Below are 16,361 nucleotides of genomic sequence, written 5' to 3' on the forward strand. Positions count from 1 at the left end.
GCCAGCAGGGCGCGCACGGCCCGCGCCGCCCGCTCGGCCGCCCTGGGCACCGCGCCCCTGGCCAGGGCCGCGCGCTGCGCCGCCGCGCCGTCGCTGCCCTTGAGCCCGGCCGCGCCGCCCAGCCCGGCGACCGGGTTGACGACCAGCCCGATCGCCGGCTGCCCGGTCATGCCAGGTGCTTGCGCACGTAGGCGCGCCAGGTGGGCGCCCACTCCGCGGGGTCGTCGAGCGACGTCATGTCGATCTTGTGGACGGTCTGGTTGTACGGGGCCTCCTTGACGAAGGCCGGGTCGCTGCGGGCCTCGGACGCCACGTGCGCCAGGATGGCCGCGTACTCGTCGAGGTCCTCCTTGGAGTACGACTCGGTCGGCTCCAGCGTGAACGGCTCGGGCACCACGTACGGGTGGTGGCTCGTCCAGTAGTGCACGCCGAAGTCGGCGGCCCGCACGCCGATCTCCTCGGAGTGCACCCCGGTCTCCTCGGTGAGCTCCTGCCACGAGTAGCGCACCTGCTCGACCCGCCGCCGCCCCCAGGGCGCCGAAGCGCCGGGAATGTCGAGGATGCGGTGCATGAGGTAGTTGTTGTTGAGCACCGCCGTCTCGGCCACCTGCCGCAGCCCCTCGGCGCCCAGCGCCATGATCCACGCGTACGCGCGGACAATGTTCGGGGTGACGCCCAGGAACGGCCGCACCTTCCCGATCGACGCGGCCGGCGTCTCCAGCCGGTACGTCTCGCCGTCGAAGCCGACGACCGGGCCGGGCAGGAACGGCGCCAGCTCCTCGGAGACGCCGCACGCCCCCGCCGCCGGCCCGCCGCACGCGTGCGGCGTGGAGAACGTCTTGTGCAGGTTGAAGTGGCACAGGTCGAACCCGGCGTCACGGGCCCGGGTGATGCCCAGGATGCCGTTGGCGTTCGCCTGGTCGTAGCAGGCCAGCCCGCCCGCCTCGTGCACCAGGCCGACGAACTCCTGGATGCGCGGGTTGAAGATGCCCGTGTCCTCCGGGTTCGTGATCATCAGGGCGGCGGTGCGCGGGCCGACGGCCGCGCGCAGCGCCTCGATGTCCGGCAGCCCCTCGGCGTCCGGCATCAGCGTGATCACCTCGTACCCGGCGGTCTTGGCGCAGGCCGCGTTCGACGGGTGCGAGAACATCGTGGTGATGACCTGGTCGCGGTGGCTCTCGCCGCGCGAGGCGTGGTAGGCGCGGATCATCGCGATGTTGGCGTAGATGGCGGCCGACCCCGACCCCGGCTGCAGCGAGACCCGGGCCATCCCGGAGATCTCCGCCAGCATCCGCTCCAGCCGCCAGTAGAGCTCCAGCACGCCCTGCACGGTCTCCTCGGGCTGCAGCGGGTGCAGCTCCGCCACCATCCCGGCGAAGCGGTCGTTGACCTTCGGGCTGTACTTCATCGTGCAGGTGCCCTGGCCGACGTCGATGTTGAGGTCCACGCCCAGGTTCTCCTGCGACAGCCGCAGGTAGTGGCGCAGCACGTGCAGCTGCGACATCTCGGGCAGCTTCGGCGGCGCCGCCCGGCGCACCGCGTCGGGCAGCTCGACGGCCGGGGCGCCCGGCTCGGGCACGGCGACGCCGCGGCGGCCCGGCGAGGACAGCTCGAAGATGATCGGCTCGTCCCATCGCGCCTGGTGGAAGCGGCGAAGCGGCGGCTTGGGGGCGACGGGGAGCTTGGCGAAGGACTCCGCGGGGTTCACAGCGTCTCCTGTACGGCTGCGGCGAGCCGGTCGATGTCGGCGATGGAGTGGCGTTCGGTCACGCAGACCAGGACGGTGGTGCCGTCGAGCGGGACGCCGCCGTAGATGCCGCGCTCGCGCAGCCCGGCGAGCAGGGCCGCGCTGGAGGGCACTTCGACGGCGAACTCGCGGAAGTGGACGGCCCCGGGGTGCAGCACGGTGACGTGCCGGGCCAGCGCGTCCATGGCGTAGCGGGTGCGGGCCAGGACGGTCTCGCCGACCTCCCGCATGCCCTGTGGGCCCATCAGCGCCAGGTAGACGCCGGCCGTGATGCCCCAGAGCGCGGCGGCGGTGCCCACCCACTCCTTGCCGTCCTCGCGGTGGGCGAAGGAGGTGCGGTCGTAGAAGACGTCGCCGAACCCGTACTCGCCCGGCACCTTGGTCGGCGCGATGCCGAACAGCCGCGACGGGAACTCCGCCACCAGCGGCTCGTGGTCGTGGGTGGCGATGTAGCCGGCGTGGCCGCCGCCGTAGTTCTGGTGGATGCCCAGCGACTGGATGTCGCCGCAGACGATGTCGGCCCCGTACGAGGCGGGCGGCGCCAGCACGCCGAGCGAGATCGGGTCGGCGCCCACCACGAGCAGCGCGCCGTGGGCGTGCGCCAGGTCGGCGAGCTCGCGCCCGCGCGTCTCGACGACGCCGTAGACGTTCGGCGTCTCCAGGTAGATCGCCGCGTACGAGCCGTCGAGGCCGGGCACCGCGATCTCGCCGTCGCGGCCGACCGGGGCGAGCGTCACCTCGACGTCCGGGGCGAGGAAGTCACGCAGTTTGCTCAGCTTGTCGGCGGTGATCGCGGCGCTGACCAGCACCTTCGACCGCCCGGTGTAGCGGCAGGCCATGCGCAGCGCGGTGCCCGCCGCCTGGAAGCCGTCGTAGGTCGGGACGTTGACGACGTCCATCTCCAGCAGCTCGCCCATCATGCTGACGTACTCGAACAGCGCCTGGAAGCGGCCGTGGTCCTCGTACGGCTCGCCCGCGTACGCGGTCAGGAACTCGCTCCTGGAGTTGACCTCGTCGCACACCGCGGGCACGTAGTGCGGGTAGCAGCCGTGGCCGAGGAAGCTCAGCGCCCGGTCCGTCCCGGTGTCGCGGCCGAGCAGGCCCTCCATGTGACGGACCAGGTCCTGCTCGGCGACGAACGGCGCGGGCAGGTCGAGCGGCCGGTTCAGGCGCAGCTCGGCGGGGATGTCGGCGTAGAACTCCTCGACGCTCGCCGCGCCGATCGCGGCGAGCATCTCGGCCCGCACGCCGGGTTCGGCGTTCGGGATGTACGGGTGCGTCACGTGTCTCCTTCGATCCTGAGCACTACGGCGTCGCGCGGCGCGAGCTCGATCTCGCCGCGCATGCGGGTCCGGGTGAGCAGGTCCGTGCCGGGCTCCGGCAGCGTGACCCGTCGCGGGGTGGTCGTGTGGTTGAGCAGGAACAGGTGGCGTTCGCGCCGGACGGCCTCGACGCCCGGCGGCACGTCGATCGACGCCACGCCCGGCAGGACGCGGCCGAGCACCGGCGTGACGTCGTCGAGCAGGCAGCTCACGTACGTGACCGAGCCCTTCCTGACGACGGCGGGCAGCCCGTCCAGGTCGCCGCCCTCGTAGCGGGCCAGGACCTCGGCGCCGTCGTGCGGGCGCAGCCACTCCGCCCAGGTGCGGGCCTGGCCCGTGCCGCCGTCCGCGTGGCGCACCCGCTGGGTGACGCCGTCGGGCAGCGGCCAGAACTCCTCGACGTCCACGCCGAGCAGGTCGCGCAGCGGGCCGGGAGGGCCGCCGGGGTGCACCTGGTCGGCCTCGTCGACCACGCCGCTGAACGGGCCCACGACCAGCTCGCCGGTGACCGTCGCGAGCGCCTTGGCCTGCTCGTCCGTGCACAGGTAGAGGTTCGGCACGATGACGGCGCGGTAGCCCGACAGGTCGCGGCCCGGCGGGACCAGGTCCACGGCGACGCCCCGGGCGTGCAGCGGCCGGTACCACGACAGCAGCAGCTCCTTGAGCCTGAGCCGGGCCGACGGCATCGACTCCGGCGCCTCCAGGCCCCACCAGCTGTCCCAGCCGAGCATGAGCGCCACCTCGGCGGGCGTGCCGGTGCCCGCGACCTCGGCCAGCCGTCGCAGGTCGGCGCCGAGCGCCAGCGTGTCGCGCCAGCCCCGGGTGCCGGTGCCGCCGTGGGGGAGGAGGGCCGAGTGGAACTTCTCCGGGCCGTAGCGGGCCTGGCGCCACTGGAAGAACATCACGCCGTCGCCGCCGTGCGCGACCGCCTGAAGGCTGTGCAGCCGCATCATGCCGGGCGGTTTGGGGACGTTCACCTCGCGCCAGGACACCGCCGACGGGGCCGACTCCAGCAGCAGCCACGGCCGGCCCTTGAGCGAGCGCATCAGGTCGTAGCTGAGCGCCACCGCCACGTGCGAGTCCGGGTCGGCCGGGTCGGGGTAGGCGTCGTCGCTCACCAGGTCCTCGGCCTCGGCCCACTTCCAGTAGTCGAGGCCGTGCAGGATGCTCATGAAGTTCGTGGTGACGGGGACGCCGGGGGTGCGCTCGCGCAGCACGTCGCGCTCCGCCGTGAACAGCTCCAGCAGCGCGTCGCTGCAGAACCGCCGCCAGTCGAGCAGCTGGGCCGGGTTGACCGGGCCGGGCGCCTGGCGCGGCGGCTCCACCTGGTCGATCGCGGTGTAGTGCTGGCCCCAGCAGGAGGTGCCCCAGGCCGCGTTGAGCGCGCCGACGTCGCCGTAGCGCTCGCGCAGCCAGGCGCGGAAGTGGCGGGCGGACTCGGGGCAGAAGCATTCGAGCGTGTGGTCGGCGTACTCGTTGCCGACGTGCCACATCGCCAGCGCCGGGTGGTCGCCGTAGCGCTCCGCCATCGCCGCCGCCAGCCGTACGGCGTGCTCGCGGAAGACCGGCGAGCTGGGGCAGTAGCCCTGGCGGGAGCCGAACTCCAGCCGCACGCCCCGCGCGTCGACGGGCATGACCTCGGGGTGCTCGCGCACCAGCCACGGCGGCGGGGTCGCGGTGGCGGTCGCCAGGTCGGCGGCCACGCCGTGCTCGTGCAGCAGGCCGAGCACCCGGTCCAGCCAGCCGAAGTCGTACGATCCCCGGCTCGGCTCCAGGCGTGACCAGGAGAACACGGCGACGGTCGCCATGTTGACCCCGGCCTCGGCCATGAGCCGCACGTCCTCGGCCCAGACCTCCTCCGGCCACTGCTCAGGGTTGTAGTCGCCGCCGAACAGCAGCCCCGGCACTCGGGTCAGCCCCACTCCCGGCCTCCTTCCTGGGTCGTTCCAAAGCCATGTGATATTTTGTATTCAGAATTCATAGTGCAGCATTTTGTATCACGTCAAGAGGTAGAATCGGCCTCGCCACTAATCCCCGAAGGAGCGCCATGCCCATCGAGCGGCGACCGCTGCGCGAGCAGATCAGGGAAGAGCTGCTTGCCAGGATCGACCGCGGCGACTTCGTCGCCGGCACCGACATCAACGAGGCCGCTCTGGCCGGCGAGCTGGGAGTGAGCCGCACCCCGCTCCGCGAGGCCCTCATCACCCTCGCCGGCGAGGGAGTCCTGGAGAGCAACCAGGGCCGCGGCTTCCGCTTCGCGCCGGTCAGCCGCAAGGAGTTCCGGGAGCTGTGCGAGATCCTCGCCGCCCTGGAGGTGCTGGCCCTCGACTCGTCAGACCCGGCCCACCTGCGCCGCGTCGCGCCCGAGCTGCTCAGGCTGGCCCGTGAGTTCCCCGACCGGGTGGCCGAGCAGCAGGTCATAGAGCGTCACGACGACGAGTGGCACGACCTGCTGCTCAGCGGCTGCCGCAACGAACGCCTGCTCGACCTCATCACCAGCGTCAAGGCCGGGCTGCGGCGCTACGCCCACGTGCTGGCCGGTGACGAGACGCCCCTGGAGCGCGAGGCCGCCGAGCACCGCCGGGTGGCCGAGCTGCTGCTGGCCGGCGACCACGACCAGGCCGCCCAGGCACTGCGGGACAACTGGGTCAACGGGATGGAGCGCATGGTGGCCCGCATCCCCTCAGCCGGCTGACCCGCCGGGAGTTTCGGACAGCAGGGACGCGAGGAAGTCGTCGAGCATGGCGGTCTGCGTGTCCGGCGGGAAGCGCTCGGCGTCGAAGAGGGCCTGCACGACCAAGCCGTGGACGAACGCGACCGCCGTGGCCGCCAGCCGGTCGAGGTCGGCCTCCGGGGGCAGCTCGCCGAGACGGCGCGCGGCCTCCAGGTGCGGGCGGATCGCCGCGCGCATGCGGACGTAGCGGCCGGCCTGGTCGGCGCGCAGCCCGTCGTCGGCCAGGGCCAGGTCCCAGGAGCTGACCCAGACGCGGTTGCGGGCGGCGTCGTCGGGCGTGAGCGGCAGGACGTCCAGCAGCACGGCCCGCAGCGCGGCGGCGCCCTCGGCCGGACGCGGGCGGCGCGGGCGCGCGGAGGTGTGCTGTTCGAGCAGGTGCAGGGCGTGCCCGACCAGGGCCCGCTTGGTGGGGAAGTAGTGCATGAGCATCCCCGTCGACACCCCCATCTCGGCGGCGACGGCCCGCAGGGTCAGCCCGCCGAACCCGTGATCGGCCAGGATGCGCCAGACGGCCTGCGAGACGTCCTCGCGGCGGGCGTCGCGGTCTCCGGGTGCGGGCGGCATGGTGCTAGCTTACATACCGAACGCTCGTTACGTACCCCCGAGATCGAGGTTGCCCGTGTTCGCACTGCCGCTCGCCGACGACGCCCAGCTCCGCCCCCTGGAACCCTGGAACGCCGAGGAGTTCCTGGCCCACATCGACCGGGCGCGTCCCGACGTGGATCCGTGGATCCCGTGGGCGTCGCAGAGCACCGACCTCGCCTCCGCCACGGCCGTCCTGCAGCGCTACGCCGACAGGCAGGCCCAGGACAGCGGCCGCATCTACGGCATCTGGCTCGACGGCACCCTGGTCGGCGGCGTCATGTTCACCAGCTTCGACGCCGCCTCCGGGGTGTGCGAGATCGGCTGCTGGCTGGAGGCGGCCGGCACGGGCCGCGGCCTGGTCAACCGGGCCTGCCGCGCGCTCATCGACTGGGCGTTCACGCGGCGCGGGATGAGCCGGGTGGAGTGGTGGGTCTCGCCCGGCAACGCGCGCAGCATCGCGGCGGCGCGCAGGCTCGGCATGACCCGCGACGGCGTGCTGCGCGGACGCTACCCGTATCGCGGGGTGCGGCACGACAGCGAGGTCTGGTCGATCCTCGCCGGCGAGTGGCCCGCCCCCTGACCCCGCGGCGGCGGCCGGTCACGGCTGGCCCATAATGACACCCGTACCGTTTCATTACAGGCTGACGAAGGAGGGCACGGTGGTCGTGGAGCGCAAGCGGGGCCGGCCCACCGCGGACGAGCGGGAACGGCGCCGCGACGAGATCCTGGACGCCGCCGTGCGGCTGTTCGTCGCCGACGGCTACCAGGGCATGTCCATCGACAGGCTGGTGGCCGCCGCGAAGGTGACCAAGCGCACCGTCTACTCCTACGTCGGCGACAAGCCCGAGATCTTCGCCGCCGCCGTGGAGCGGCTGCGCCGGCGCACGCTGGAACCCGTCGCGGGCGAGGACGAGACGCTGGCGCGGCTCGCCACCCGGATCGTGTTCACGCTGCATTCCGACGAGGCCGTCGGGCTGCACCGGCTCATGATCGCCGAGGCTGGCGGGTTCCCCGGCCTCGCGGCCAGGTTCTACCGCGAGGGCCCGGACGAGTACGTCGCGGCGCTGCTCACCCGGCTGCCCGAGCCGGACCCGGCGCTCGCGGAGGCCCTGTTCGCGCTGCTGCTCGGGGAGCCGCACCGCCGGCGCCTGCTCGGCCTGCTCCCGGCCCCCACCGAGAGCCGCGCCCGCGAGCAGGCCGCCGCCGCACTGCGGCTGCTCGGGCTCGACCCCCACTGATCGCGCAAGGAACGCCGGCGCCGGCGATGGAAGGCGCCCGGCGGAGGAAGGTGCCCGCAATGTTGGACAACCCGGTGGCTCGGCTGCGGTATCGCACGATCGACCTGGTCACGGTCGTGATGCTCGGTGTCGCGGTCGGCGTCGTGTTCTGGGGCTGGGACCAGCTCTATCACGTGCTGAGCGGCGCCGCGGCGTTCGCGTTCCCGCCGAGCAAAGGGATCTTCGGCGGCGCCTGGCTGCTCGGCGGCCTGCTCGGCGGGCTGATCGTCCGCAAGCCGGGGGCGGCGCTGCTGACCGAGGTGGTGGCCTCCTCGGTGGAGGCGTTGCTCGGCAACGGCTGGGGGTTCACCAACGTGATCTCCGGCGCCATTCAGGGCGCGGGCGCGGAGCTCGTGCTCGCCCTGTTCCTCTACCGGCGCTTCGGGCCCGTGGTGGCGATGCTCGCCGGCACGGTCGCGGCCGCCGGTGAGGCCCTGTACGAGTGGGCGGTGTACTACCCCGAATGGGCGCTCGGCTACAGGCTCGCCCACCTGGGCTTCTTCGGCGTCTCGGGAGCCCTGGTCGCCGGGCTCGGCGGCTGGGCGGTGGTGCGCTCGCTGGCGCGGACCGGGGCGCTGGACGCCTTCGGGCCGGGGCGGGAGCACCACGATCGCGCCGCGGCGCGCCTGCGATGACCCGGGCACGCGCCCGGCTGCGCGGCTTCGGCTGGTGGCCGCTCGGCCGGCCCGCGCCGGTCGTCGAGGGACTCGACCTCGACATCGGAGCCGGGGAACGCGTCGGCCTCGTCGGCCCGAGCGGCGCGGGGAAGACGACCGTCATCCACGCGCTCGCCGGCGTGCTCGGCGAGGCCGTGCCCGGCAGGCGGAGCGGAGAGGTGCTGGTCGACGGCGGCATCGGCCTGGTGCTGCAGCATCCCGGCGCGGCGGTCGTCGCCGACCGCATCGGGCGGGACGTCGCCTTCGGCCCCGAGAACGCGCGGATGCCCCGGGACGAGATCTGGCGGCGCGTGCACGACAGCCTCGAACGGGTCGGCCTCACCTACCCGGTGGACCGGCCGACCTCCGCCCTGTCCGGCGGCGAACTGCAACGGCTCGCCCTCGCCGGCGTGCTGGCGCTGCGGCCGGGCCTCATGCTGCTCGACGAGCCCACCTCGATGCTCGACCCCGCCGGAGCAGCGGCCGTGCGGGCCGCGGTGGCGCACAGCCTGGCCGGCGCCGACGTCTCGCTCGTGGTCGCCGACCACCACATCGGACCCTGGCTGCCCCACCTCGACCGGATCGTCGTCCTCGGCCGGGCCGGCGAGATCACGCACGCCGTAAGCCCGGCCGCCTTCCGCGACCTGACCGGACCGCTCGCGCACACCGGGATCTGGATGCCGGACCTGCCGCCGCCCCGGCCGCAGCCGGTCGCGGACGCCCTGGTCGCGCCCGGCGGGCCGGGGCCGACGGTGCGCGCGCGGGAGCTCGGCGTCGACCTCACCGTCCGCCGCCTGCGCGCGACCGTCACCGTGACGGCGCTCGACGCCGTCACGGCCACCCTCCCCCCGGGCCGGACCACCGTGCTCACGGGCCCGTCGGGTGCGGGCAAGTCCACGCTCGTCGCGGCGCTGGCCGGCCTCGTCCGCCCCGCCCGGGGCGAGATCACCGGGCTGCCCGCGCCACCGCACCGGCTGCGGTCGGCCGCGCTCGCCCGCCTCGCCGGGTGGGTGCCGCAGCACCCCGAGCACGGGTTCCTCGCCGCCACCGTCCGGGCCGAGATCGCGCACACCGGCACGCGGCTCGGCATCCCGGTCGACCCGGAGGCGATCATGGACCTGCTCGGCCTCACCGCGCTCGCCGACGCGAGCCCGTACCAGCTCTCCGGCGGCGAGCAGCGGCGGCTCGCCCTCGCCGCCGCCCTCGCGCACCGGCCCCCGCTCGTCCTGCTCGACGAGCCCACCGTCGGGCAGGACCGCCACACCTGGGCCGCCGTCGCCGGGTGGGTGCGCGCGAGCGCCCGCAGCGGCGCCACCGTCGCGGTCTCCACCCACGACCCGCACCTGATCGGGCTCGCCGACCACCGGCACGCCCTCGACCCGGGGCGGGCCCGGTGACCGGCGTCCTGGCGCGCGTCAACCCGCTGGTGCTCATCGCCGTCAGCCTGCTGGCCCTCGTCGCGTCCCTGGGCATCCGGGACCTCACCGGCGCGGTGATCACCCTCGGCGGCTACCTGGTCGCCGGCGTGATCCTGCTCCCGGCGCGCTCCGGTCCGCCCGCCCGGTTCGCCGCCGTGGCCGCCGGGGCCCTCTCGGTCGCGTACTCCAGCTGGCTCCTCGGCGGCCGGCACCTGGAGGCCGCCGTCGTGGCCGGGCTCCGCATCGTCGTGCTCGCGCTTCCCGGAGCGGCCGTGGCGCCCCTGGTCGACCCGGCGGTGCTGGCCGGGCAGCTCGGCCAGCGCCTGCGGCTGCCGCACCGGTTCGCGGTGTCGCTCGCCGCCGCGCTGCACCGCTTCGACCAGCTCGGCCGGACCTGGCACGAGCTGGCCCGGGCGAGGCGGGCTCGCGGTTCCGGGCCCGGCCGGGGGCCCGTCTCGCGTGCGCGGTACGCGGCGTCGATCACGTTCGCGCTCCTCGTCGCCACCCTGCGCGACGCCACCGGCCTGGCCGTGGCCATGGACGCCCGGGGGTTCGCCCGCGCCCGCACCCGCAGCTGGGCCGAGCCCGCGCCGTGGACCCGGGCCGACACCGCGGTGCTGCTCGCCGGCGTCGCCCTCGCCGCCGTGCCCCACGCCGTGGGGGCCCTCTTCGTACGCTGAACGCCGCCGGTCGGCCGTCAGCCGTGCGCCGCCGGCGGCGTGACGGCCCGGGCGAACAGGTCGGCGTGGCGCAGGGCGCGCTCGCGGGCCTTGTCACGCTGGGCGGGGGTGGCGTCGTCGTGCAGCCACAGCACGCGGGCGTGCGCGATGGGCGAGAGCAACGCGTACGCGAGGTCGTCCGCGTCGCCCAGGTCGTCGCGGATCAGCCCGTCGTCCAGCCAGCGCCGGAACACCCCGGCCAGGTGCTCCAGGGAGGCGTCGATGGCGTCGGCGAGCGCGGGGTCGTGCATGAGCCCGTCGCGGGCGGCGAGGCTGGCGAGCCGGCGGCCCTCGGGGGTGTCCCAGGCGTCGAGGACGGCGGCGGCCAGGTCGCGCACGTAGGCGGCGGGGGAGCCTGCGGGCGTGGCGTCGAGCCCGGCGATGGCGGCGACCGTGATGTGCGGCCCGCCGAGCGCCAGGGCGGCTTCGAAGATCGCCTGCTTGCCGGGGAAGTGCGCGTACAGCACGCTCTCGCTCAGCCCGACCTCGCGGGCGATGGCGCGTACGGAGGTGCCCGCGTAGCCGTGCCGGGCGAACAGGGTGAGCGCGGCGCGCAGCAGCTCCGCCTTGGTGTCGCCGGCGTCGGCCTTGGCGGGGCGGCCGGGACGCCGGCGGGGTGCTGGCCGATTCATGCGCCCACCCTACCGCTTGCAAATAATCGAACGTTCGCTTAGTTTCGGCGGACATGAACGTCACCTTCGACCGCGAGATCGCCGAACGGCCGCCCGGATTCCAGGGACCCAATCTGACGCCCGCAGGGCTCGACTTCGTCCCGCGCGAGCTCGCCCCCGGCGTGCACGCGCTGATGGCCAACCTGCCGCCCAAGGACAACAGCGGCGTCATCGCCGGCACGGACGCCGCCCTGGTGATCGACTCCGGCATCACGCCGGGGATCGCCCGCAAGATCCAGCGCCTCGCCGCCGGCCTGACCCCGGCTCCCGTGCGCTACCTGGTCAACACGACCTACCACGGCGACCACACGTTCGGGAACGCCGCCTTCCCGGCTGACGTCACCATCGTGTCCCACCGGGCGAACCGCGACGCCATGACCGACCTCGGCAGGGAGAAGGCCATGCGCGCCGAGAGCATGTACGGCGACGACGCGCTGCTCGACGAGGTCACCACGTGGCGCGGGCCCGATCTCGTCTTCGACTCCTCCTGCGAGATCGACCTCGGCGGCCAGGTGGTCGGGCTGCACTGGTTCGGGCAGGGCAACGGACCCGGCGACACCGTGGTCCACGTGCCGTCCGCCCGCGCCGCGTGGACCGGCAACTTCGTGGCCATCGGCGGCATCGCCATGCTGCTGCAGGGCGGCCCGGGACCCTACCTGGCGGCGGTGCGCCGGATGCGGGACGCGCTGCCCGGCCTGGAGCGGATCGTCCCCGGCCACGGACCCGTCGGCAGCGCCCCGGTCGCCCTCGCCGAGCTGATCACGTACCTGGAACGGCTGGAGAGCGAGGTGGCGGAGGCCGTCCGCGCCGGGCTGACGCTGGAGGAGACCTACGCCGCGTGCACGGACCCGTTCGAGCGCGGCCTGCCCGGCTCGCTCCTCGACGGCCTGGCCGCGTACGAGCTGCCGCAGGAGATCGCCCGTCCGCGCTTCCTCCACGCGGTGCGCGAGCTGCACCGCCTCAACGTCCTCGTCACCTACCGCGTGCACACCGGGTGACCTCACGGTGCGTGTCGTGCGGACCGCGGCGGGGCATGAGCAGGCTGGGGGCATCTCGGGGGGTGAGGTGGGCGAACAGCGCGGCGACGGCGCGTCCGAGGGCGACCACGGGCGGCGGCCGGATGCGGGCCACGGGCGGGCCGGGCTCGGGCAGGTCGGGGAGCTGAACGAGCGGTTCGCGCGCCTGCTCGCGGCGGTCCTGGCGATCAGCTCCGAGCTGGAGCTCGACGCGGCGCTGCGCACCATCGTCGAGGTCTCGGCCGACCTGGTCGACGCCCGCTACGGCGCCCTCGGGGTGCTGAACGAGGAGGGCGAGTTCAGCGACCTGTTCACCAGCGGCGTCCCCGACGAGGTGCACGAGGCCATCGGCCGGCTGCCGACCACGCACGGCCTGCTGGAGGAGCTCATCAGCCATCCGCGCCCGCTGCGCGTGGACGACGTGACGGCCCATCCCAAGTTCCGCGAGTTCCCCGAGGGGCACCCGGTGATGCGGACGCTGCTCGGGACCCCGATCCTGGTGCGCGGCACCGCGTACGGCAACATGTACTTCGCCGACAAGCGGTCCGGGACGCCGTTCACCGGCGACGACGAGCGGATCATCGCGGCGCTGGCCAGCGCGGCAGGCGTCGCCATCGAGAACGCCCGCCTGTACGCGCGGATCCGGCGCAGCACCGAGGAGTTCCAGCGCAGCCTGCTCCCACGGCTGCCCGAGCTGCCCGGCATGCAGGCGTGCGCCCGTTACCGTCCCTCCAAGACGGTCCCGCAGATCGGCGGCGACTGGTACGACGCGCTCGTGCTGCCCGACGGCGTGCCGTGCCTGATCGTCGGTGACGTGATGGGCCACGACATGCGCTCGGCCACCGTGATGAGCCGGGTCAGCAACATGCTGCGGGTGCTCGCCTACGAGCAGTGCGAGCCGCCCTCCCGCATCCTGCAACGCCTGGACGAGGTGCTGCACGGCCTGCACGGCGGCCCGATGGCCACCGTCCTGCTGGGCCGCCTGGAGGAGCACGGCGGCAGCGAGTGGCGGCTGCGCTGGAGCAGCGCCGGGCACCCGCCTCCGCTGCTGGTCCCGGCCGCCGGACCGGCCCGCTACCTGCGCGCCGACGGCGGCCATCCGCTCGGCGTCACCGCCGAGCTGCCGCGCCCGGACCACGAGCACGTCATCCCCACCGGGTCCACCCTCATCCTCTACACGGACGGGCTGATCGAGAACCCGGGGCACGGGCTGGACGAGGGCATGGACAGCCTGGCCAGGGCCGCCACCGAGCTGCGCCACCTGCCGGTCGACGAGATGTGCGAAGGGCTGCTGGGCCACCGGGACGGCGAGTTCACCGGCGACTTCACCGATGACTTCACCGACGACGTCGCCCTGCTCGCCCTCCGCCTCGCCGAACCGGCCACGCTCTGCGGCGGCGCCTGAGCCCGCAGCCCCCGCACGCCGGTGCTCAGGAGCCGGTACGCGCCGCCGTCCAGCAGTCGGTCTTCCCCGGGCGGCCGCAGTCCCTCAGCCGGCCGAGCGCCTCGGCCAGGCCGGCAGTGCGCGCGTTGCCGGGGTCGTTGTGCTCCTGGTGGGGGTCGGCGGCGGTGTTGTAGTACTCGGGCTCGGCCACGCCCCGGTACTCGACGTAGAGCTCGTCGGCCGTCCGCACGGCGGCGTAGTCGGGCGGCCCGCCGTTGCCGCGCTTGAGGTCGTCGGCGTCCGGGTCGGGCCTGCCCTCCGCGGCCGGGTCCGGCCTGACGTGCTCGATCAGGGCGGCGTCGCGCCACTGCTTAGGCCGGTGCCCGGAGATGAGCGGCAGGAGGCTGCGGCCGTCACGGCTGTCACGCCGCGCCGGGTCCACCCCCGCGATGTCGAGGAAGGTCGCGAACAGGTCCACGTTCTGCGCGATCGCGCCGGTGACCAGGTCGCCCTGCCGCCCGGCGGCCGGGCGCTTGACCAGCAGCGGCACCCGTACGTCATGGTCGTAGGCCGTGGACTTGCCGCGCACCAGCCGGTGCTGGCCCAGGTGGAAGCCGTTGTCGGAGGTGAACACCACGTAGGTGTTGCGCCGCTCGGCGGGCGTGAGCGCCGACAGGACGCGTTCCACCATGTCGTCGACCGCCTGCACCATGCGGACGCGGTCACGGAAGTCCGTGCGCAGCTCCTTGGTGAGCTTGGGGCCGATGGGCTGCCGGCGCACCCAGGCCGGCTTGTCCGAGGTGTCCTCGTCGAAGGCGGGCAGCGAGGTGACGTCCACGGTGTCGCAGTCGACGCCGCCGCAGTCGCCGTTCGGGAACTGCCCGGCCGGCCACTGCTTCTTCGGCCGGTCCCGGTACGCGGGCGGGAAGCGGGGCTCCTTCTGGCCCGGCTTGACGTTGACCCTTGAGTGCGGGGAGAACGGCGCGACCTGGAGGAAGAACGGCTTGCCCGGCGCGTGCTCGCGCGAGCGCTCCAGGAACTTGACCGCGCGCCGGCCCAGCACGTCCACCAGGTAGTCGCCTCCGGAGACGATCGGCTTGCGCCCCGGAGTCTCCTCCTCGATGTAGCCGGTGAGCCGGTAGCGGAACTCGTTGTAGCCGCCGCCCGCGGACACGTGCCACTCGGCCCAGCCCGGCGGCACCTGGTAGCCGGCTTCGGCCGGATACTCGTTGATGTACTTGCCCAGGTAGCCGGTGCGGTAGCCCGCCTTGCGGAGCTCGGTCGCGTACGTGCGGCCCTCGTGCTTGGCGAACGCCGCGTGGCCGCCCCGGTCGGCGCCCTGGTTCGTCTGCACGCCGGTGTTGTGCGGGAACTCGCCGGTGAACGTCGAGGCGCGCGACGGGCAGCACAGCGAGTTGGACACGTAGTAGTTGCTGAACGTCGTGCCGTCCGTGGCGAGGCCCTTGACCGTGTCCATGTAGTTCAGCAGGTCGGCCGACATGTCGTCGACGAGGAAGAACACGATGTTCGGCTGCTTGGGCCGCTCCGCTTGTGCACTCCCTTGGGCGGCGGTCTCTTGGGCGCTCGCCGGCGCTGTGCCGGAGAGCGCCAGCGCGACGGCGGCGGCCGCCGCGGCGAGGCGTTTGCTGGGGATTCGCATGATCAGGGGGCTCTTTACTGTCGGTGCATTCGGGGTGTAAGCACACTAATCACGCATTTGACGTCCTCGCGCCAGAAAGCCCCTCAGGGGTTTCTGGGAACCGTGGCAGGCTGGGACGCATGAGAGTCCTGATCCTCGGCGGCACCAGGTTCACCGGCAGGCGGATCACCGAACGGCTGTCCGCGCGCGGCGACGACGTCCTCGCCGTCCACCGCGGCAACACGCCGCTGCCCGACCTGCCCGGCGTCACCCACCTGCTCACCGACCGCCACGACCTGGCCCGCCACGCCGGCGCCGTGCGCGACTTCGACCCCGAGGCGATCGTCGACTCCTACGCGCTGACCGCCGCCGACGTGGACGCCGTGCTGCCCGTCCTGCCCGACGTGCCCGCCGTGGTGCTGTCCAGCGTCGACGTCTACCAGGCGTTCACCGGGCTCAACACCGGCCGCGAGCTCGCCGCGATGCCCATCGACGAGGACTCCGAGCTGCGCCGCGAACGCTACCCCTACCGAGGCGCCGGGCTGCCCGGCGTCCCCGACGACTACGACAAGCTCGACGTCGAGGAACGCTGGCTGCCGCGCGGCGCCGTCGTCCTCAGGCTGCCCATGATCTACGGGCCGCACGACGCGCAACGCCGCGAGGACGTCATCCTGCGCCGCGTCCGCGCCGGCCGCGACCGCATCCCCGTCGGCGCCGCCAACCTCCTCTGGACCCGGCTGCACGTCGACGACCTCGCCTCCGCCGTCCTCGCCGCCCTCGACAGCCGGGCCGCCGACGGGCAGGCCCTCACCATCGGCGAATCGCGCACGCTCACCTTCGGCGGCTGGTTCCGGCAGATCCTTGACGCGGCCGGCTCCTCCGCCGAGCTCGTCCGCGTCCCCGACCACGCCCTGCCGCCCGCCCTGGCACTCGCCGGCGCCCCGGCCCAGCACGCCCTCGTCTCCTCCCACCGGGCCGCCGCCCTGCTCGGCTGGTCCGCCGCCGACCCCGCCACGCGCGTCGCCGAGTCCGTCCGCTGGCACCTCGCCCACCCGTCCCCGAACCCCTGGACCCCGGAGGAAGCCGCCGCCGACGACGCCGCCCTGGCCGCCGCCACCCCCTGACCTGCTCCCCCGGTCAGGGGAGCACCCCGGTACGGGAGGGGCGCACCCGTGGGAGGGCGCGCTCGCGCA

Annotated in this window: 15 protein-coding genes; 9 read left to right on the forward strand and 6 right to left on the reverse strand. The window is 74.0% G+C overall.

Features of this window, described 5'->3' with window-relative positions; genetic code table 11:
• Window positions 1–166: 166 nt before the first annotated feature.
• Genes gcvPB through KME80_RS39335 form a run of 3 tightly spaced genes read right to left on the reverse strand, consistent with a single transcriptional unit; the run spans window position 167 to window position 4,991 of the window.
• Window positions 167–1,708: an aminomethyl-transferring glycine dehydrogenase subunit GcvPB gene (gcvPB, locus tag KME80_RS39325; protein ID WP_219514268.1), complete on the reverse strand. Its 1,542-nt coding sequence runs from the start codon at window positions 1,706–1,708 to the stop codon at window positions 167–169.
• Window positions 1,705–3,030 (reverse strand): aminomethyl-transferring glycine dehydrogenase subunit GcvPA, encoded by a 1,326-nt coding sequence (gene gcvPA, locus KME80_RS39330; RefSeq protein WP_219514270.1) that lies wholly within the window; start codon window positions 3,028–3,030, stop codon window positions 1,705–1,707. Before gcvPA ends, gcvPB begins: the two co-directional genes overlap by 4 nt.
• Window positions 3,027–4,991 (reverse strand): beta-galactosidase, encoded by a 1,965-nt coding sequence (locus KME80_RS39335; protein WP_219514272.1) that lies wholly within the window; start codon window positions 4,989–4,991, stop codon window positions 3,027–3,029. Before KME80_RS39335 ends, gcvPA begins: the two co-directional genes overlap by 4 nt.
• Before the next feature lie 125 nt (window positions 4,992–5,116).
• Here KME80_RS39335 and KME80_RS39340 point away from each other — a divergent pair, with 125 nt between their 5' ends.
• Window positions 5,117–5,764, forward strand: coding sequence for a GntR family transcriptional regulator (locus KME80_RS39340; protein WP_219514274.1), 648 nt, complete (start codon window positions 5,117–5,119; stop codon window positions 5,762–5,764).
• Here KME80_RS39340 and KME80_RS39345 read toward each other — a convergent pair.
• Entirely contained in the window at window positions 5,753–6,367 is a 615-nt protein-coding gene (locus tag KME80_RS39345; RefSeq protein WP_219514276.1) for a TetR/AcrR family transcriptional regulator, read from the reverse strand. The genes KME80_RS39340 and KME80_RS39345 overlap by 12 nt on opposite strands.
• Window positions 6,368–6,422: 55 nt before the next feature.
• On the opposite strand from KME80_RS39345, the gene KME80_RS39350 reads away from it, so the two are divergent.
• The 5 genes from KME80_RS39350 (at window position 6,423) to KME80_RS39370 (ending at window position 10,419) form a co-directional block, all read left to right on the forward strand.
• Window positions 6,423–6,968, forward strand: a complete 546-nt coding sequence (locus tag KME80_RS39350; RefSeq protein WP_219514282.1) for a GNAT family N-acetyltransferase — start codon at window positions 6,423–6,425, stop codon at window positions 6,966–6,968.
• Window positions 6,969–7,047: 79 nt separating this feature from the next.
• Window positions 7,048–7,626: a TetR/AcrR family transcriptional regulator gene (locus tag KME80_RS39355; RefSeq protein WP_219514283.1), complete on the forward strand. Its 579-nt coding sequence runs from the start codon at window positions 7,048–7,050 to the stop codon at window positions 7,624–7,626.
• A gap of 59 nt (window positions 7,627–7,685) precedes the next feature.
• On the forward strand, window positions 7,686–8,300 hold the full coding sequence (locus KME80_RS39360; RefSeq protein WP_219514285.1) for an ECF transporter S component: 615 nt from the start codon (window positions 7,686–7,688) through the stop codon (window positions 8,298–8,300).
• Window positions 8,297–9,718 carry an ABC transporter ATP-binding protein gene (locus KME80_RS39365; protein ID WP_219514287.1) on the forward strand — a complete coding sequence of 474 codons (1,422 nt, stop codon included), beginning with the start codon at window positions 8,297–8,299 and terminating at the stop codon, window positions 9,716–9,718. The genes KME80_RS39360 and KME80_RS39365 overlap by 4 nt, the downstream gene beginning before the upstream one ends.
• On the forward strand, window positions 9,715–10,419 hold the full coding sequence (locus tag KME80_RS39370; protein WP_219514288.1) for an energy-coupling factor transporter transmembrane component T: 705 nt from the start codon (window positions 9,715–9,717) through the stop codon (window positions 10,417–10,419). The genes KME80_RS39365 and KME80_RS39370 overlap by 4 nt, the downstream gene beginning before the upstream one ends.
• A 17-nt stretch (window positions 10,420–10,436) precedes the next feature.
• Here the strand turns inward: KME80_RS39370 and KME80_RS52295 are convergent, their stop codons facing one another.
• The gene (locus KME80_RS52295; protein ID WP_219514290.1) at window positions 10,437–11,090 is read right to left on the reverse strand and encodes a TetR/AcrR family transcriptional regulator; all 654 of its coding nucleotides are present in this window, start codon (window positions 11,088–11,090) and stop codon (window positions 10,437–10,439) included.
• A 53-nt stretch (window positions 11,091–11,143) separates the two neighbouring features.
• On the opposite strand from KME80_RS52295, the gene KME80_RS39380 reads away from it, so the two are divergent.
• Window positions 11,144–12,127 carry an MBL fold metallo-hydrolase gene (locus tag KME80_RS39380; protein ID WP_219514301.1) on the forward strand — a complete coding sequence of 328 codons (984 nt, stop codon included), beginning with the start codon at window positions 11,144–11,146 and terminating at the stop codon, window positions 12,125–12,127.
• A gap of 16 nt (window positions 12,128–12,143) precedes the next feature.
• Complete coding sequence (locus KME80_RS39385; protein ID WP_219514310.1) at window positions 12,144–13,550, forward strand: PP2C family protein-serine/threonine phosphatase; 1,407 nt, start codon at window positions 12,144–12,146, stop codon at window positions 13,548–13,550.
• Between the two features lie 25 nt (window positions 13,551–13,575).
• On the opposite strand, the gene KME80_RS39390 is transcribed toward KME80_RS39385, so the two are convergent.
• Window positions 13,576–15,189 carry a sulfatase family protein gene (locus KME80_RS39390; protein WP_219514319.1) on the reverse strand — a complete coding sequence of 538 codons (1,614 nt, stop codon included), beginning with the start codon at window positions 15,187–15,189 and terminating at the stop codon, window positions 13,576–13,578.
• 119 nt (window positions 15,190–15,308) lie between these two features.
• Between KME80_RS39390 and KME80_RS39395 the strand changes: the two genes are divergently transcribed.
• Window positions 15,309–16,292 (forward strand): NAD-dependent epimerase/dehydratase family protein, encoded by a 984-nt coding sequence (locus KME80_RS39395; RefSeq protein ID WP_219514326.1) that lies wholly within the window; start codon window positions 15,309–15,311, stop codon window positions 16,290–16,292.
• Window positions 16,293–16,361: the final 69 nt, after the last annotated feature.

The organism is Nonomuraea ceibae (genome assembly GCF_019396325.1).
Lineage (GTDB): Bacteria > Actinomycetota > Actinomycetes > Streptosporangiales > Streptosporangiaceae > Nonomuraea > Nonomuraea ceibae.